Source organism: Gemmiger sp. An50 (genome assembly GCF_002161595.1).
GTDB lineage: Bacteria > Bacillota > Clostridia > Oscillospirales > Ruminococcaceae > Allofournierella.
In genome coordinates this window covers 132,942-150,512 of sequence record NZ_NFID01000003.1, presented here as the reverse complement: position 1 = coordinate 150,512, position 17,571 = coordinate 132,942, and the positions used below count along the sequence as shown (strand labels likewise).

Annotated in this window: 22 protein-coding genes; 1 reads left to right on the top strand and 21 read right to left on the bottom strand. The window is 54.5% G+C overall.

The window, feature by feature from the left end; translation table 11 throughout:
• Window positions 1-15: 15 nt before the first annotated feature.
• From B5G03_RS04425 to B5G03_RS04340, 17 genes are all read right to left on the bottom strand, one after another.
• On the bottom strand, window positions 16-606 hold the full coding sequence (locus B5G03_RS04425; protein WP_162613327.1) for a TetR/AcrR family transcriptional regulator: 591 nt from the start codon (window positions 604-606) through the stop codon (window positions 16-18).
• A gap of 211 nt (window positions 607-817) precedes the next feature.
• Window positions 818-1,576: a prepilin peptidase gene (locus B5G03_RS04420; RefSeq protein WP_162613326.1), complete on the bottom strand. Its 759-nt coding sequence runs from the start codon at window positions 1,574-1,576 to the stop codon at window positions 818-820.
• Window positions 1,577-1,589: 13 nt separating this feature from the next.
• Entirely contained in the window at window positions 1,590-2,702 is a 1,113-nt protein-coding gene (locus B5G03_RS04415) for a type IV pilus twitching motility protein PilT (protein WP_087180549.1), read from the bottom strand.
• A 199-nt stretch (window positions 2,703-2,901) separates the two neighbouring features.
• Window positions 2,902-3,288, bottom strand: a complete 387-nt coding sequence (locus B5G03_RS17985) for a competence type IV pilus major pilin ComGC (RefSeq protein ID WP_162613325.1) — start codon at window positions 3,286-3,288, stop codon at window positions 2,902-2,904.
• 142 nt (window positions 3,289-3,430) lie between these two features.
• Window positions 3,431-4,414 carry a PulJ/GspJ family protein gene (locus B5G03_RS04405; RefSeq protein WP_087180547.1) on the bottom strand — a complete coding sequence of 328 codons (984 nt, stop codon included), beginning with the start codon at window positions 4,412-4,414 and terminating at the stop codon, window positions 3,431-3,433.
• A 2-nt stretch (window positions 4,415-4,416) separates the two neighbouring features.
• Window positions 4,417-4,677 carry a hypothetical protein gene (locus B5G03_RS04400; protein ID WP_087180546.1) on the bottom strand — a complete coding sequence of 87 codons (261 nt, stop codon included), beginning with the start codon at window positions 4,675-4,677 and terminating at the stop codon, window positions 4,417-4,419.
• Between the two features lie 281 nt (window positions 4,678-4,958).
• The gene (locus B5G03_RS04395; protein ID WP_087180545.1) at window positions 4,959-6,179 is read right to left on the bottom strand and encodes a tyrosine-type recombinase/integrase; all 1,221 of its coding nucleotides are present in this window, start codon (window positions 6,177-6,179) and stop codon (window positions 4,959-4,961) included.
• An 84-nt stretch (window positions 6,180-6,263) separates the two neighbouring features.
• Entirely contained in the window at window positions 6,264-6,494 is a 231-nt protein-coding gene (locus B5G03_RS04390) for a helix-turn-helix domain-containing protein (RefSeq protein ID WP_087180544.1), read from the bottom strand.
• A gap of 581 nt (window positions 6,495-7,075) precedes the next feature.
• The gene (locus B5G03_RS04380; protein ID WP_162609519.1) at window positions 7,076-7,393 is read right to left on the bottom strand and encodes an ArsR/SmtB family transcription factor; all 318 of its coding nucleotides are present in this window, start codon (window positions 7,391-7,393) and stop codon (window positions 7,076-7,078) included.
• A gap of 35 nt (window positions 7,394-7,428) precedes the next feature.
• Window positions 7,429-9,429: a heavy metal translocating P-type ATPase gene (locus B5G03_RS04375; protein WP_087180542.1), complete on the bottom strand. Its 2,001-nt coding sequence runs from the start codon at window positions 9,427-9,429 to the stop codon at window positions 7,429-7,431.
• A gap of 100 nt (window positions 9,430-9,529) precedes the next feature.
• Window positions 9,530-9,748, bottom strand: coding sequence for a cation transporter (locus B5G03_RS04370; RefSeq protein ID WP_058966170.1), 219 nt, complete (start codon window positions 9,746-9,748; stop codon window positions 9,530-9,532).
• Between the two features lie 160 nt (window positions 9,749-9,908).
• Window positions 9,909-10,043 (bottom strand): FeoB-associated Cys-rich membrane protein, encoded by a 135-nt coding sequence (locus B5G03_RS18135; protein ID WP_087180541.1) that lies wholly within the window; start codon window positions 10,041-10,043, stop codon window positions 9,909-9,911.
• Window positions 10,044-10,089: 46 nt separating this feature from the next.
• Window positions 10,090-12,138: a ferrous iron transport protein B gene (gene feoB, locus B5G03_RS04360; protein ID WP_242962286.1), complete on the bottom strand. Its 2,049-nt coding sequence runs from the start codon at window positions 12,136-12,138 to the stop codon at window positions 10,090-10,092.
• Entirely contained in the window at window positions 12,131-12,364 is a 234-nt protein-coding gene (locus B5G03_RS04355; protein ID WP_087180540.1) for a FeoA family protein, read from the bottom strand. The genes feoB and B5G03_RS04355 overlap by 8 nt, the downstream gene beginning before the upstream one ends.
• 206 nt (window positions 12,365-12,570) lie before the next feature.
• Window positions 12,571-13,488, bottom strand: coding sequence for a radical SAM mobile pair protein B (locus B5G03_RS04350; protein WP_087180539.1), 918 nt, complete (start codon window positions 13,486-13,488; stop codon window positions 12,571-12,573).
• Complete coding sequence (locus B5G03_RS04345) at window positions 13,476-14,165, bottom strand: radical SAM mobile pair protein A (protein WP_087180538.1); 690 nt, start codon at window positions 14,163-14,165, stop codon at window positions 13,476-13,478. Before B5G03_RS04345 ends, B5G03_RS04350 begins: the two co-directional genes overlap by 13 nt.
• 31 nt (window positions 14,166-14,196) lie before the next feature.
• Window positions 14,197-14,700, bottom strand: coding sequence for a flavin reductase family protein (locus B5G03_RS04340; RefSeq protein WP_087180537.1), 504 nt, complete (start codon window positions 14,698-14,700; stop codon window positions 14,197-14,199).
• Between the two features lie 156 nt (window positions 14,701-14,856).
• Here B5G03_RS04340 and B5G03_RS04335 point away from each other — a divergent pair, with 156 nt between their 5' ends.
• A complete protein-coding gene (locus B5G03_RS04335) occupies window positions 14,857-15,210 on the top strand; it encodes a winged helix-turn-helix transcriptional regulator (protein ID WP_087180536.1) in 354 nt (117 codons plus the stop codon).
• A 109-nt stretch (window positions 15,211-15,319) separates the two neighbouring features.
• Here the strand turns inward: B5G03_RS04335 and B5G03_RS04330 are convergent, their stop codons facing one another.
• The 4 genes from B5G03_RS04330 to B5G03_RS04315 are packed head-to-tail and all read right to left on the bottom strand — an operon-like array spanning window position 15,320 to window position 17,560.
• Window positions 15,320-15,883 carry a DNA-3-methyladenine glycosylase I gene (locus B5G03_RS04330; RefSeq protein WP_087180535.1) on the bottom strand — a complete coding sequence of 188 codons (564 nt, stop codon included), beginning with the start codon at window positions 15,881-15,883 and terminating at the stop codon, window positions 15,320-15,322.
• Window positions 15,884-15,885: 2 nt separating this feature from the next.
• Complete coding sequence (locus B5G03_RS04325) at window positions 15,886-16,197, bottom strand: TIGR04076 family protein (protein WP_087180534.1); 312 nt, start codon at window positions 16,195-16,197, stop codon at window positions 15,886-15,888.
• Window positions 16,198-16,233: 36 nt separating this feature from the next.
• Window positions 16,234-17,109: a patatin-like phospholipase family protein gene (locus B5G03_RS04320; protein ID WP_087180533.1), complete on the bottom strand. Its 876-nt coding sequence runs from the start codon at window positions 17,107-17,109 to the stop codon at window positions 16,234-16,236.
• The gene (locus tag B5G03_RS04315) at window positions 17,087-17,560 is read right to left on the bottom strand and encodes an Rrf2 family transcriptional regulator (RefSeq protein WP_087180532.1); all 474 of its coding nucleotides are present in this window, start codon (window positions 17,558-17,560) and stop codon (window positions 17,087-17,089) included. Before B5G03_RS04315 ends, B5G03_RS04320 begins: the two co-directional genes overlap by 23 nt.
• Window positions 17,561-17,571: the final 11 nt, after the last annotated feature.

The window sequence follows — 17,571 nt, the reverse complement described above, 5'->3', positions numbered from 1 at the left end:
TGTTCCTCCTTTGGTTTATCCCAACAGGTTCCGCGACCGGTACAGCCAGTGCTGCAGCTCCTCTTCGCTTTTCACCTGCTTATAGTAGCTTAATACGATGCGGTAATACTCGGTGAGCTCCCGGTCGATCTCCTCCTCCGAAAACTCCAGATAACCGGTGGCCATCATCACCGCCATGGAATAGCAGTAATAGACCATGCGCCGGTGCAGCTCGGTGGCCTTTTCCCCGCTCAGCTCCAGGCTGGCCTGCAGCTGGCGGATGGTCTCCTCCGCGTTGGGGTCCTCGAACAGGGTCTCCCCCGCCGGACGCTGGCGCAGATAGACCAGCCGGAACAGGTTCTTCTGGCTGCGGGCGAAGTTCAAAAAGGACAGCGCCACCTGCTTGTAGCTGCTGGCCTGCGCCCGCAGATAATGCTCCCGTACATAGTCGATGAGGGCCGTGTGCAGGGCGTCCATGCTCTCGAAGGCGGAGTAGATGGGCTGGGTGGAGCAGCCCATGGCCCGGGCCAGGCTGCGCACCGAAAGCGCCTGCGGCCCCTGCTGGGCCACCAGCTCGGCGGCGGCCTGCAGAATATCCTGTTGGAAAATGCGTTTTTGCGGCGGCATCGCTGCTCCCTCCCTTCCCATTTCACAGTAAAATAACAGGTGTTATTTTATAATCATCCTACCCCAAATGCGCACAAAATTCAAGAGGATTTCGGTTATTTTTTTGTCAAATTTTTCCAGGCAGCCGTTTTTTCTCCCCTGCCGCTCGGCTCCGGAACGCAAAAATCCCCTGCCCGGCCAAGACCGAACAGGGGATGAAAACACAAAAGACTCAGGCGCCGATCACCAGCGAAAGATACCAGCCGATGATGCCGTCGCCACAGAACAGGGCGATCATGCCGCCCAGCGCCAGAAAGCTGCCAAAGGACACCTCACGCCCCAGGGCAAAACGTGTGGGGCGAAGGACCACCACCGCCAGCGTGCCCAGCAGCGCGCCCAGCATGGTGGTGAGGATGGTGCACTGCCAGCCCAGGCAGAAGCCCAGCGCGGCCATAAGCTTGATGTCGCCGCCGCCCATAGCCCGCCCGCCGGAGAGCAGCGCCAGCAGCAGCAGCGGCACGCTGATGACCACAAAACCGATCAGCCGGGCGGTCAGGTCCGGCCCGCCGCCCGCGGCCCACAGGCCCAGGCCACAGACCAGAATGGCCAGGCACATCACATCCGGGATGATCTGGTGGAACCAGTCGATGAGCAGCACGGTGAGCAGGCAGCTGCACAGCAGCGCGGCGGCCAGCGCCCGGGGGGTAAAGCCGAACACCCCGGCGCACAGCAGCCAGAGCAGAGCGTTTGCCAGCTCCACGGCCGGGTACTGGAAGGAGATGTGCGCCCCGCAGTAGCGGCAGCGACCCCGCAGAAACAGGTAGCTGAACAGGGGCACCAGGTCCTTGGGGTAGAGCCGGTGGCCGCAGCCGGTGCACTGGGAAAACCCGTGAGCAATGGGCATTTCACGGGGAAGGCGGTAGACCAGCACGTTCAAAAAGCTGCCGATCACCAGGCCGAACAAAAACACATAGATCCAAAGCAATGCCATTGGGGTTCCTCCATCAGCCGCGGCGGACCAGCTCGTCGAAGCGGTCCGGAGCGGAGGCATACAGCCGGGCTTCCTCGGCGTGAACGCGGCCCTGCTGCACCAGCTGCAGCAGATTTGCGTCCATGCTGCGCATGCCCTGGGCCGCGCCGGTGAGGATGGCGTTGGGGATCTGGGGGATGCGGTTCTCGCGGATGAGGTTGCGCACGGCGGGGGTCATCATGAGCAGCTCGGTGGCCAGCTCGCGGCGGCGGCCGTCGATGGAGGGCAGCAGCTGCTGGGACAGAATGCCCTGCAGCACCATGGAAAGCTGGGTGCGCACCTGCTGCTGCTGGCTGTCCGGGAAGACGTCGATGATACGGTCGATGGTCTTGGCGGAGCCGATGGTGTGCAGGGTGCTCAGCACCAGATGGCCGGTCTCGGCGGCAGTGAGGGCGATGGAGATGCTCTCCAGATCGCGCATCTCACCGATGAAGATCACGTCCGGGTCCTGGCGGAGGGCGCTGCGCAGCGCGCTGCCGAAGCTGGTGGTATCGCGGCCGATCTCACGCTGGTGGACGATGGCCTTCTGGTGCTCGTGGAAATACTCGATGGGGTCCTCGATGGTGATGATGTGGCAGGCACGGTTGCGGTTCATCCAGTCCACCATGGCGGAGATGGTGGTGGTTTTACCGGTACCGGTGGAGCCGGTGACCAGCACAAGGCCGCTGGTGAGGGTGCAGAAATGCTCCATCTGGCTCTGGGGCAGGCCCAGCTCCTCAAAGCTGGGGATGTGCTTGTTCAGCACGCGGAAGGCCATGGCATAGCTGCCCCGCTGGCGGAACACGTTCAGGCGCAGACGGGTGCCGGGCTGCTGGTCCTCCTCGGGCTTGTCCTGCTCCAGGGCGGTGACCACCGCATCCGGCACCGAGAGGGACACATCCACCTCGCCCTCTGCTTCCAGCTGGGCGAACTGGGCCTGGGTGAGCAGCTGATGGGCGGCGGCCAGGGTCTCCTCCTCGGTGGTGGCGGGCAGGTCCAGCTCCACCAGGCGGCCGGCGCACCGGCAGTAGGGCACCATACCGGCCGAGATGTGGATATCGGAGGGGTCCCGTTCCAGGGCTTTTTCGATGATGCTGTATATGGTCATGTTGCACACTCCTTGTTTTGGGATGACAAAAATGAAGCGCGCCGCGAAACGGCGCGCGGGGCATACGATCAGCGCGGAGGCAGGGGGCAGAAGGCCCTTTTGCCGCAAAGGGAAAAGGGCGCTCTGCCGCCTGCCCCCGCAGAGAAGCTCTGCGGGGGCGTGCGGCCCAGTCAGTCAGAGAAGGCCGGGGTGGGTGGGGTTATTCGCCATCCTCTTCAGTAGCGCCGCATCCATTGCAAACAACCTTGCCACTTGCATCGATAGAATAATCGCCGCCATCAGTTTCCTTGTCATCATCATACGGGCACTGGGGCATCTCTTCGAGATAATTGGGAACCAGATAGCCTTTCAATCCGGTATTTGTCGTCGAGGCAGCAATCGGGTCATGGCTAATTTCATAAGTCATAATAGCAGACTCAATGGTGCGGACATTCGAATCACAAGTGTTTCTCTTGGCCTCGTCGGTCACATTGTTGTACACAGGCACAGCCACGGCAACCAGGATGCCCAGGATGGCCACAACTACCATCAGCTCTACCAGAGTAAAGCCCTTTTTGTTCTTCAGGATCTTCTTCAAATTCTGCATGATTGTTCTCCTCCATCGTTGTTGGAAATTTTTATGTATCTTCAAAGCGCCGCCTCTGACTTTTCGGCGCCCAAAGATCGAAAAAAAGTTGGGTTCGGCCCCTGCCGCCCCGTTCGCCCTGCGGCAAACGAGCGGCACAGCCTTAGTGGCGGCGCCTTGCGCCCCACCTTTGCCGCAGCCTGCGGGCAAGGGGTTTTGCGGCCCGCACCGCGGCCACGCCGGCAGCGCCAACGCCCACCGAGAACAGCGGGTGCAGCAGCGCGGTGGCAAAGCCCACCAGCGGCAGCAGCAGGATGCGCACCACCGCCCGCAGCAGCGGGCTTTGGGCGATCTGGTCCGCAATGGGCGGCGACAGCCGGTAATAGGTTTCCACCATCCACTGGCCCGGCTCATTGGTGAGCAGGCACTGGTCACGGAAACGCCGCAGCAGCATCACGCCGGACTGGTCGTAATCGCCATAAGCAGCGGTGGCAATGAAGCAGCCCGCGGTGGTAATATCGCCGGTACCCAAATCCAGCGGGCCGTCACCGGCAGGCTGGAAGGTTACGGCCGTATAGGGGCCATTGCCCGCACCTTCGGCGACCTTCACGCTCTGCACAATGTTGGGCAGATGCACCGCCGTGGAAAGCTTGTAGTCGATTTGGTCATCCTGGGCAGTGATCTCCAGATAAAGCAGATCGCCCTTGGTCTGACTGGTGGAACCATCCAGCTTTTTGTTGCTCAGCTGGAAGTTCACCGGCAGCTCATTCAGCGGAACCGGTTCAGGATTCGGGTTTTCGGTTGTGACCGCATCCTTGAACATGAGCCTGGGTTTTCCAGGTTCCGTAGTGGTATCCAGATAGATCACACAGAGCTTATTATCAGTTGGTACCGAAGCATTCGTAGCATAAAGCTCGGCCTGATAAGACATTTCGATGGCCTGCTCCACCTGGCTCATGGTCTGCTGCACATTCCGTTCCACCAGCCATTTGCGTTCGGTGCGGTCGTACACGCCCATCAGGTGAGCAAACACCATGTAAGCAAGCCCCAGCAGGATCAGCAGCAGGGTGGATGCGATGACCAGCTCGACCAATGTGACACCACGCTGGTCTTTGAGGACGGATTTCACATTACGTTTCAGGTTCATAATCAATCCGTCCCCCAATCATCGCCCCAACCGGCAATGCCGTAGAGGTTCTTGCCCAGATCATTGATCACGTTCATCTGCGTCCATTTCTTGCCATTTTCAGAAACCATAATCCAGTCTCCGTCACCTACAGCATAGAACTTGCCGCCGATGAACTCGATGTCGTTGATAGTGGGGCAATTGCTGGGGACTTCGGCAACCTGCCACTGACCGGCATCGTAATCCGTTGCATTTCGCCAAAGGATTTTTGCAGTAGTTTCCACAGTTCCTTCGCTTCCACCGGCATCTTCGTCTGGTTCAGATGTTTTTTCCGTCTCTGCAATCTTTACCCAGTTTCCATCAATGTATCGATAACTTAATTCAACAATGTCCTTTGTAAAGCGATTGTTTTTTTCTTAGCCATAGATAATTTCCTTTCTTATGCGCAAATCAAATTGGTTCCTTCACTCCTTTTTTATCAGAAAGCTCGGATTAAATCAAAGATACGGATTGGGTAAAACAAAGAGCGAGGCGTTCTTGCCTCGCTCTTACTGTATTTCCTGTTCTATGCCCACATGGTATCCCATTGGGCAAATGCGCCGTCCATCGCTTTGACGACCTGATCCGGCTGGTTGTATTTGACTTTGGCGTAAATATCCATCGTGATTTTACTGCTCTCATGACCTGCCAGGTACTGCACCGTTTTGGGGTCAACCGAGGAATGAATCAGGTTGGTTATGTATGTGTGCCTGAGTTGGTGGGGAGTGACCTCGAAATCCAGGCTGTAAACACAGTGACCGTTGTTCCGGGCCTTCTCTCCCCGCTGTGGGTAAAGGATATACTTCACATATTTCCCATCTACCAGCTTTTTTGCCACTCTCGGTCTGGCGGTCCGTGTCACTATGTATTGCCACAGCCGCTTAAACTGTGTGTAGGACAGCGGGCCGCCATCCCGATTCGCCACCACATAATCAGAGTCAGACGTTTCCTTCACCTCCCTCAAGCATTCTGCCAAGCAGGTCGGGAGTGGGATATTCCGCTCTGCCGCCTTGGTCTTTAGTTCGGTGAGAATGACTGGCCGATTATGCTCCGTGTGCCACGCCCGCCGGACTGTCAGATAAGGTGTATCCGTGTCCAAATACACCGAATCCCACTGGAGCGCGAGTATTTCTTCCCGCCGCAGACCGGCATATAATCCAATCATCACAAACACATAAGGAGGCAAGTCCCGGATCGCATCTAAAAGTTGCTCGACCTGTTCATCCGTCAACGCCTGACGGTCCTCCTGCGGAACACCGCCGCCTTTTGCGTTCAAATGGAGCGTCGGATTCACCTCGATCACATGACTTTCCTTTGCCGCCCGAAAAATGGATTTATAAAGGATTACCACGGATTTATAGACCGACGCCGATTTTTTGGAAACTGGGACGAGGGCGAGCTGGATGTCATCCAGTGTTACATCTGCCATCCGCATCTCTCCCAGTTCCTTAATGATATGCCGCCTCACCTTGGAGGTGTAATCCGTCAAGGTAGTCTGCCGCACATGGACTGATTGCATCAGCAACCATTTTTCACAGTATTCTGCCACTGTTGGCGATTTCCGATGGAACCGTGCGTGGCCAACCTGCTCCAACGCCTCTGTTTCTTTGCCATACAGTTCTTCGGGGGTTCTTGCATAAAGGGCGACCCGCTTGCCATCGGCATCTTCAATTCGGGTTCTGTAATACTCTACGCCATTCAGCGTAACCGTGCTATAATCTGGAATCAATCGTTTTCTTTTTGCCAAAACCGTTACCTCTCAAGAATCATATTCAGCGCTGTATCTTTGTTTTACCAGACACTTTTCATCCCGGCAAGGATACGGATCGGCTCACGCTCCACTGCTCCGTGCTTTGCGATATGTTACACACTTTTCCACCGGCTTTGCCCGATGCGTGAATTTTGCGATGTACTCCTGGAGGCTTGCATCTGTAAAATAGACACAGCCGTTCTGTACATACTGAACATAGGAAATCAGACCGTTATTGCGGGCTGTGTCCAGCGTTGCAATACTGATTCCCAGGATTTTGGCTGCTTCTTTCCTTGTAAATAGCTTTTCCATATAATCTCTCCCTTCTTTGTCAAGGATGTGGTTGTGGCTTTCAAAATCACATGAATACGCTGGCAGCCGAAACTGCCAGCGCATGGTATCTGATTTTGAACTGTTCTGCCTGCCAACGGCTAAACGCCGGGACAGGAATCACAGTGAAATCAATCTGTAAGTACGCCACATTTGCCACGCATCCCTGACGCCGGGGACAGAACAGGTCTCCGCTGGCGCGGCTGTCATAACTCCGCAGCGTCGTTCATAACGTGCGCCGCAGGGTTCCCCCCAAGTCTTTGGCGGGCCGTGAGGAAGTATCTTTAAGCCCCCGCGCCATCATCGCGCCGAATCTGCCACCATCCGGGGCACAGGGACGTTGATCGCTCCGAAACAGTTTGTCCATCACCTCCTGGCTGTTCCATCTTCGCGGCGTCCTGCACTCGCTCCTGCGCGGGTTAACTACCACCTGCTGAACGACGGCTTTTTTTCTTTGCCGCCATCCGGCAGACAGGTAAACTAATAAACAGGAATATAACTATTTTTGAGTGATATTGTGAACTGGTTGAGGGCTACATAATTCATTAAAACACACAAATAGTTTAATGGTGTGGCAACTCCTTGACGTGCTGGCATCCTTGTACGATGATGGAGCGCACATGGTCATCTGCCAAAATGTAAAGGATTGTTTTTCCACTTCTGCGTCTGCGTACCAGCCCATTCATACGTAAAACATGGAGGTGATGAGAGACGGCAGATTCCGACATATCGAGTCTACCCGCCACATCACTGACACAGGCTTCGGTAGCGCATATCTGGAATAAAATCTTCATCCGGGAAGGGTCCCCAAGAGCCTTAAATAATTGTGTCAGGTTTTCCAACTCCTGCCCGTGTGGTTCATTGGGCCAGATTTGACTCATTAGGGACCCTCCCATCGTATAGTTTTTCAAAAGCCTTAAAGGTTCTTTACGAACAGGGCGCGGATGGCATTCAGAACGGCAAGGATCATCACGCCCACATCCGCAAAGACGGCCAGCCACATATTGGCGAAGCCAAGAGCCACCAACACCAGGCAGATCAGTTTCACGCCGATTGCCACCACGATATTTTGGTAAACAATGCGCAGGCACTTGCGGGAAATCTTGATGGCCGTGGAGATCTTCATGGGATCGTCGTCCATCAGCACCACGTCGGCAGCCTCAATGGCTGCATCGGACCCCATCGCGCCCATGGCGATACCGATGTCCGCACGGCCCAGCACCGGCGCGTCGTTGATGCCATCGCCCACGAAGGCCAGCTTCGCCTTCTCCGGCTTGTCTTTCAGCAGGGCTTCCACTTTTTCCACCTTGTCGGCGGGAAGAAGCTGACTGTACACCTGATCGACTCCCAGGTCCTGGGCCACCTGGTCGGCCACTCGCTTGGCATCGCCGGTGAGCATGACGGTCTTTTGCACGCCAGCCGCCTTCAAGGCCTGGATCGCTTGCTTGGAGGTGGGTTTCACCACATCGGAGATCACGATATGCCCGGCATATTTGCCGTCAATCGCCATGTGGATGATGGTGCCCACGCTGTGGCAGTTGATGTAGTCCACACCGATACGCGCCATCAGTTTGTCATTGCCGGCAGCCACGGTGTGCCCGTCAACCTTGGCAATCACGCCGTTGCCGCTGATCTCCTGGATGTCGCTGACACGGCTGCGGTCGATCTCCTTGCCGTAGGCTTTCTGAAGACTCTTGCTGATGGGATGGCTGGAGGCGGACTCCGCCAGGGCAGCGTATTCCACCAGTTTGGCGTTCTCCATCTCGCTGTGGTGGATGCCGTTGACTTCAAATACACCCTGGGTCAGGGTTCCGGTTTTATCGAACACGACAACCTTGGTCTGGGACAGGGTTTCCAGATAGTTAGACCCTTTGACCAGTACGCCTGCCTTGCTGGCTCCGCCGATACCGGCGAAGAAGGACAGCGGGATACTGATGACCAGCGCGCAGGGACAGCTTGCCACCAGGAAGGTCAGTGCGCGATAGATCCAGGTTTCCCATCCGGCATCCAGGCCGAGGGCAAACATCCGAACCAGCGGCGGCAGAACGGCCAGAGCCAGTGCGGCGTAACAGACAGCCGGGGTATAAATTTTGGCAAAGCGGGAGATGAAATCTTCCGACTTGGACTTGCGGGAGGAGGCATTTTCCACCAGGTCAAGGATTTTGGAGACAGTAGATTCTCCGAATTCTTTTGTGGTCTTGATCTTCAGCACGCCGGTCATGTTGACGCAGCCGCTGATAATTTCGTCGCCTGCTTTGGCGTCTCGGGGCAGAGATTCGCCGGTCAGGGCCGCCGTGTTCAGGGTGGACACACCCTCGGTCACCACGCCGTCGATGGGAACTTTCTCGCCAGGCTGCACCACGATGATGGAGCCAATCTCCACCTCGTCCGGGTCCACCTGCTCCAGCTTGCCGTCCCGCTCGATGTTCGCGTAATCGGGGCGGATGTCCATCAGGTCGCTGATGTTCCGGCGGCTTCTGCCCACGGCGTAGCTCTGGAACCATTCGCCCACCTGGTAGAACAACATAACTGCAATGGACTCCAGATAATCACCATTCTCATAGACGGCCAGAGCCAAAGCACCGATGGTGGCTACCGCCATCAGGAAGTTCTCATCAAATACTTGGCCGTTGCGGATACCTTTGAATGCCTTTCGCAGAATATCATAGCCAATGATGAGGTAATCGACCAAATAGAGCGCCAATCGTACCCAGCGCCCGGCAGCGCCCAGCTGGTCAAAGACGCTGGAGCCCAAAGTTTGCAATGCCAGCAGCAATACCGTTGCAGTCAGGATTCTTCCCAACATGATTTTCTGTCTCTTTGTCATGCCGCTGCTGGGCCGCTGGCCAATCAAGAGAAGGATCACGGATAATACCGCGACCACGATCAGCAAGCCGCTCTCAATCATTTCTTGCATATCGCTCTTTCCTTTCCATAATTGCTTAATCGTTTACTTGTTCATTAACAAAAGTGCCCCTTCCGCCCGTAGCGTCCGGGGCACCTGTGGGGGATGGCTCTTACAGGAAGATCTCGCAGTCGGGCTCCACCTTTTTGCAGGCTTTCTGCACCGCAGCCATCACGCTGGCAGGCTCCTGACCTTCAGCAAACTCCACGATCATCTTCTGGGTCATGAAGTTCACCGTAGCGTTCTGCACACCGCTGGTCTTGCGGGCGGCATCTTCCATCAGGTTGGCGCAGTTGGCGCAGTCTACTTCGATCTTATAAGTTTTTTTCATTTTGAAAACTCCTCTCTTAATTTGATTCTGTTATCAGAACAATTAAATCATCGTTTAACTGTATCTTCATCATACACGGACAATGCCTTATCGTCAATGCCTTTGAAAGCAATCCTTCCGTTTGGGTAAAAGGTTCTGCCACTTGGGTAAAATGCAACTTCTATCGACACATTTCAGTGCCTTGATAAGGGCAACCGGCACATCTATCGCGGTTTTCTTTGCGCCGTTTCACCATGCGCCGCAGAGACCAGATACTATACGCTGCCAATATGGCAAGCAAAATCAAAGATGCCATACAAACCTCCTATCTCAATCTGGTGTGCTTCGTAAAATCAGCTTACTTAAAACAATACAAGCGATCCAATCTGATACACTACAAAGGTAACGATCCATGCCACCACCAGTTGGAAGAGAGCAGTGAAGCCCATCCATGCCCAACTGCCTGACTCCTTGCGGATAGTAGCCAGAGCCGCCGCACAGGGGATATAGAGCAAGCAGAACACCATCAGGCAGAAGGCATTGAGAGGCCCGAAGCCGATACCGTTCAATGCAGATGCAAAAGCACTCATCCCCTCTGGCGAGCTGGCGTTGACAATGCCGAACAACACAGCACAGCTGGACACCACCACTTCCTTGGCGGAGACACCGGCAATCAGAGCCACGGCAATCTGCCAGAAGCCCAAGCCAATGGGGGCAAAGAAGGGAACCAGCCACTTACCAAGCATGGCCCCGAAACTCTGTGCCATATCCGGGGAATAGCCCTGGGGGCCAAAGTTCAACAGGAGCCAGATGGCCAATGTGGCAATAAAAATCGTAGTACCTGCCTTTTCCAGGTAATCCTTGACTTTCTCCCACACATAGATGGCCACCGTCCGTGAATCGGGCAGCTTATACTCTGGGAGCTCAATCATCAGGTAATTGACGCTCTTTTTCCGGTCCAGCAGGTGGATGACGGCGGATACCACAATGGCAACGACGATGCCGATCAAGTACATGGAGTAGGCCACCACCATGGCGTTATCCCCGAAAAACATCTCAGAGAACAGGATGTAAATGGTCAGTCGAGCATTGCAGCTCATGAAGGGTGTCACCAACATGACCTTGAAGCGATCCCTCTTGTTTTCTAGCGCACGGGATGCCATAATAGCGGGCACGGTACAGCCAAAGCCCAACAACATAGGGATGAAAGCTTTACCGGAGAGCCCCAGCTTACTCATAACGCCCTCCATCACATAGGCCACACGAGCCATATAACCACTGTCCTCCAGCAGTGCCAGGCACAAAAACAGGATCAGGATGTTGGGCAGGAAGGTGACGATGGTACCCACACCGCCGATGATACCATCTACAACCAGTGAAGTGAGGATTGTCCCGGCGTGAACCGCCGTTAAACCACGTTGCGCCACGCTGGAGAGCCAGTCAATGCCCAGCTCGAAATAGCCCTTGAGCCAGTCGCCGATGGTGAAGGTCAAAAAGAAGGTGATGGCCATAATCCCCAGAAAAATGGGGATACTCCACACCTTGCTGGTGAGAAGCTTGTCTGCCCGTTCGGTAAGTTTGTCCTGGCGTTCTTTGTGGAGCAGAACTTCTCCTATAATCTCCCCGATGAAGTCGTACTTCTGGTTGATGATGTCCGACTCATAACTGCGATCCAACACCTTGGGGAGATCCACCGGGTACTTCTCCGTGATCTCCTTGTCTCCTTCCAGCAGCTTCAGCGCGTGCCAACGGTAGTTAGTCAAGCCAGGGTAGCGGCGCTTCAGCTCCGGCATGATTTGGTCGATTTTGTCCTCAATTTCGTCGGAATAGACCATGGCATATTCCGAGTGGTGATCGTGCTGGTGTTTGGAGCAAACCTTGTGGTGGTGGATCAAGCAGTCCGGGTCGGTACAATCTTTGTGGTGGGCGGCGGCATGGAGCAAGATGTCCAACCCACGGCGTTTCCGGGCGGAGACTGGAACCACCGGGATGCCCAGCATCTCCGGCAGACGGTGCAGGTCGATCTCCATGCCCCTCTTTTCCACAATGTCCATCATGTTCAAGGCCAGCACCACCGGCTTCCCCAGTTCCAACAGTTGCAAAGTCAAATAGAGACTGCGCTCCAGTGCGGAGGCATCCACCACATTGATGATGACATCTACCTCGTCGCTGAGAATGAACTGTCGGGACACTGTCTCCTCCATAGTGTAGGAGGTCAGGCTGTAGGTGCCGGGCAGATCTACAAGGTGAATGGTGAGGTCGTGGTCCTTCATCACGCCTTCCACCTTCTCCACGGTCACGCCAGGCCAGTTGGCTACCTTCAGATTGGCTCCGGTATAGGCATTGAACAGGGTGGTCTTGCCGCAGTTGGGGTTGCCGATAAACCCAATGGTCATTTCATGCTCACTCATATGTGCCGCCTTCTTCCACTGTGATATTTTTCGTGATGTTATAGCCTAGGGCAAAGCGGGTGCCCCGCAGCTTGATAATTAAAATTCCCTTCCCTTTTCGGTTCAGCACCGAAACGGCGGTCTGCCGGGTCATCCCCAGAGCCTCCAGACGCCGCTCCAACTGAAAAGGCAAATGGATGGATTCTACGGTGTAGGTTCGCCCGATCAGCGCATCCTTCAAAAGCATTTCTCTCACCTCTCGTTATCAATAAAACAATCATTTAATCGTTGTATCCACATTGTAGGTCGGAAGAATTTGAAAATCAATGGGTGGGGTACAAATTCTTCTGAGCGGGCAAAGAAAACTTCTGAACGGGTAAATACTTATATCTATGCAAAAAGGTTCTGACATTGAAACGCAGCTCAATGTCAGAACCTTTTCTATTATCCGAATTATTCTTCTCTGTTGCGCCGTCCGGTGTTCTCCGAGCCGCGCACTTCCTCATGGTAAAAGTAATCCACGATGACCGGATGCCCAGGCTCTGCCCGTCCGTATGGCAGTTCGTTGTCTACAAAGAGGCAGTTGTATTTTTTTGCCAGCTCTTCTGCCTTTTCCTCCAGTGCATGAAAATAGCTACGGTTGCCCTTGTTATAGATTGTGTCATACAGCGGATAAAGATTAGTGTATTTCTTTTGAATATAATCTAAAATTTCTTTTTTGAAAGCACCCCGCAAGTTCAGATTCTCCAACCACACCAGGTCACATTGATTTTTTGTCCGATGAAAGATGGCCTCGAAGTCTGTGATACCTGGAAAGACAGGAGCGATAAAACAGACTGTGCGGATGCCCGCATCATAAATCTGCTTCATGGCATCCAACCGCCGCTTGATACTGACGGCGTTGTCCATATCGCTTTTGAAATCCTCGTCTAGCGTGTTGATTGACCAGGAAACCGTGACCTTTTCCATCCCCTTCAGCAAGTCAATGTCCCGCAGAACCAAATCAGATTTTGTACAGATCAAAATCTCCGCGCCGCTGTCTTTTAACTGCTCCAAGAGCCGTCTGGTGTTGCAAAACTGCTCCTCTTGTGGTAGGTAGCCATCGGTCACAGAGCCGATGACTACACGCAGCCCCTGATACTTTTGCGAATTTTTGATTACCGGCCAGTGCTTCACATCCAGAAATGTGCCCCAAGGTTCGGTATGCCCGGTAAATCGCTTCATAAAAGAGGCGTAACAGTATTTGCAACCATGGGTACAGCCCACATAAGGGTTGACGGAATAGCCGCCCACCGGCAGGGCGGATTTTGTCATAATATTTTTGGTTTCAATATTTCGAATCAGGATTCCATTTTCCTTTATTTCTGCCATGTAGCCTGTTCCTCCAATACCCGCCGAAAGGCCAGTGGCAGCTCCTGCACCATCTGCGCCTCGCCCATGATGGGGAGCAGGTCCTCCTTCATAAAGACAGGGATACCCAAAGCATGGGCCTGGTCCGTCAGGTTCCACACCCACTCCGGCTTGGACACGGATTTACCCTTCCGCCGCCCCGTCTCGGTGCCGATGACGATCCACTCGATGCCGGAGAAGTCCACTTCACCAATCTCATCAAACATGGGCTCAAAGGATACCTGATAGTGTCCCCCGTGGATATGCTCTTTCATCGCCTGGATGCGGCCTTTCTCTTTCCTGGACGTGACAGTCACTCCAAACCAAGCATTGTCCAGTGAGGTGGAGAACGAAATGGTTTCCGGGCGCTTGGTCAGAAAAATGTACTGGTGCTGCGGGTTCTGGGCCATTTTATCAAATACTTCGTCCCGCCATTCTGGTTCCCAGAAGGCAAAATCGCTCATCCCAGTCAGAAGAAAATTGTGGGGGCGCTGATTGTCCATCAGCCGCAGCTTATTCGGAAAAAATTCCGGTTTCTCGAAATCATCGATCATATGGAACCGCCGGACATTGTTCCTTGCATAGCAGTAGCTGCACCCGATGGGACAGCCGATGACCAGGTTCATATTCTGAATCAAATCCTTAATGCAGACCGACATTGGCCGCCTCCTCTCTGGTATTGCGAAAGAATCAGCCCTCCACGGCGGGCGCAACTTTGCCGAAGCCGTTCCAGGCATACAGGCCCTTCTTGCTCTCATCGCCCAGGAACTTGTCCACCTGGCAGATATGCAGAATATGGTCGCCCACTTCCACTGACTGCTGCAGGGTAGCCACCATCGCCAGCTTGGTGTCCGTCGGAATCTGAATATCGCTGCCCTCCACAGCCATCATCTCGATGTTGTTGGCTGCCACCTTGTCAGTCTTGGCACCAGTGGACGCTCCACAGGCCATGACAGTCTGCGCCAGGCTCTCGCCGGGAACGGTGACGATCACCTTGCCAGTCTCCCGTACCTGCTTGCCGGTGTGGGACTGCTTGCCGGTGGCGAAACCCACCATCGGCGGATTGAAGGAGAGGTAGGAGACAAAGCAGATGGGGGCCAGGTTCGTGGTGCCATCCTCCTTTTTGGAGCAGATCAGTGTCAGAGGATTGGGGGAGGTGAGGACAGTGGCCTCCATAATGTTCAGTTCTTTCATGGTATTCAGACCTTTCTTAAAATTTTTAGTCGTTGACGGCACGGCCAACTTACGGTATATTTATTATACCTGATAAAACAATTCAATCAAGTACGCAAAACATTTATATCTGGTATAGAAAAAGATACCACTTGTAGAATGGAGTAAACTATCATCATGACCTATGAAGAATTTACTGAGAAAGTGAGCAGCGTGATTCTGACGGAAAGTGGAAACTGCCCGGTCACGCCGGTGATCCAGATGCTGCAGGGGAAATGGAAACTGCAAATTCTCTACGAATTGTGCATCAAATCCCCGATGCGCTTTGGGGAGCTGAAGAAGATGATGAAACCCATTACCAACGCCGCCCTGACCAATGCCCTGAAGGAGCTGGAGACCAGCGAGCTGATCCAGCGTATTCAGTACAACGAAATGCCGCTGCGGGTAGAATACTCCTTAACGGAGAAGGGGCGGGATCTAATGCCTGTCTTTTATACGATTTCCCAGTGGGGATTAAAATATATTCCGTAAGGGAAACGCCCTGTTTTGCATGAAATCCTCATTCCAAAAATGCAATAAGAGAGCCGGAACAGTTTGGGCAGTGCCTAAACCGTTCCGGCTCTCCTGGTTTCAACTTGATTTAGCATGGATGAGTACGTAGAAAGCAGTCTGGTTCATGGGAATTGATAACACCAACTGCCTGCAGATATGAGTATATAATCACAGTGCCCACAAACTTCATACCGCGTTTCTTCAAATCTTTTGAAATGGAGTCCGACAAAGGAGAACTGACATGGCCTACCTCGCAGACGGTTTGGCCGTCGGTCCAGTGCCAAAGATAGCGGTCAAAGCTGCCCCATTCCTGCTGTATCTGTCGAAACACTCTGGCATTGGTCACCGCCGCCTGGATCTTCAGCCGGTTGCGGACGATGCCGGGATCGTCTTGCAGAGCAGCCAGTTTATCGGCATCGTAGGCGCTGATTTTCTGAACATCAAACCCATCAAACGCACGGGAAAAAGCCTCCCGCTTTTTGAGGATACATACCCAAGAGAGTCCCGCCTGAAACCCTTCGAGAATCAGCATTTCAAACAGCTTGCGATCCTCATGGACAGGCACGCCCCATTCCTCGTCGTGATACTTGATGTAGCGCGGATCGTCAGGACTGACCCAGTGACACCTTGTTTTCCCACCAGCCCACTCCATTGTCAATCCACAGCCTCCAGCAGAAAGATGACCGGACGCACACCATCCGGGCAGGCAAACACGCCGATGGAATCATCCTTCAACCAGGTGCCCGATGGCTGGAGCAGTCCGCCCTCGGATAACTGGCGCACCCACGGTTCCAGGTCCTGCCAGGCCACGCCGCACATCCCCTCTGGCGGGTTGATGCCATCGCTGTAGAGCACCTGTCCTTTCTGGTGGAAGGGACACATTCCAAGATTCGGAATCGCATACTGCTCTGCCAGGTCTTGATAGTATTCTGTGCGAAGTACTGTAATTTTTACATTTTTGCGCATAAGGATATCTTCTTTCTTGCTTGCTTCATTTGCCCCTCAAGTGGATAAGAAGCCTTGCAGCTTTTCTTTCTGTGCGGCAAAATCCCGCAGGCCCAGATCGTATAACTCCTGATCCGCTTTCTCTTTCATGGAGTAGGTGCCCACATGGAGGGGCTCGCTGGGAGCCAGGACAAAGGCCTTTCCCGCCCGCTCCAGGGCGAACACATCCTGAAAATTGGCATTATAGACGGTGTGCCGCCGGTCCAGGGCGGCCACGATGTTTGGATACTCCCGGCAGGCCCGACGGTAGAGGGCGCGCATCCCCTGGGGCTTCTTCACATAATCCCGGTTCTTGGAGAGGATCACCACCAGCTTGTCACATCCCCGCTCCAGCGCCCGGCGGACGGGAATGGCGTCTGTCAAACCGCCATCAAAGTAGGGCACCCCATTCAGTTCCACCGGATGGCAGGCCACCGGGATGGCGCTGGATGCCATAATCAGGCGGTAATCGTCCTGCTTCATAGCGTCTTTGCCAAGGTATTCCGGCTTGCCCGTCAGCGCGTTTGTAACCACTGCCTCGTATTCCGTTGGATTGTTCCAAAACGCCGGAAAGTCCAGCGGGTCTTTCCCATCCGCCCGTGTCAGGTCTCCATAGATATGCTGAATACCGAAGAGGTCGCCGGTTTTCAGCAGGCTCCTCAGTCCGAAGTATTCCGGGTCATGGATGTGCTCGGTAAAGAAGCGCAGGTTGCGCCCCCGCTGCCCGGCCAGATAGGACACCAGATTCCCGGAGCCCGCCGAGACGCCGATGCAGTAGTCGAAGGCAATTCCCTCATCCAGAAACAGGTCCAAAATAGCGGCGTTGTAGGCGCACTTCATGCCGCCGCCCTCCACGACAAGTCCGAATTTTTTATGTCCGTTCGTAAATAGCATCTCCTTCCTGGTCTGCATGGGGTGTTTGGTGGTCCAGCTTTTGGTAATACCGAGCCAGGATCTCCGCCAGGGTGATTTGTCGCATCTTCTCTTCGGCGCTCTGCTGTACTTCCCGGTAGCAGTCCGCCAGAACCAGCTGGATATTGACCCCCACGCCACAGGCCGGGTTGGTGTGGGTGTCCTGGTGGAGAATGGGCTTGTCGCCCTCCACAGCCCGGTAAGCGTCCAACAGGGTGATAGCCTCCGGCTCTCGGGCCAGCGCAGGCCGGGGATGCCCCTTGACACTGATGAGCAGCCCGCCCTTGCGCAACGCCGACATCAGCTGGCGGATATAGGCGGGGTTGGTCTGGACGCTCTCTGCGATTTTTTCGCTGGTCAGATTAGCCCCCGGATGCAGGGCCAGGAAGGCCAAAATATGGACCGCGTCGCTCAATTTGGTTGGATATTTCATGCAGCTGTCCT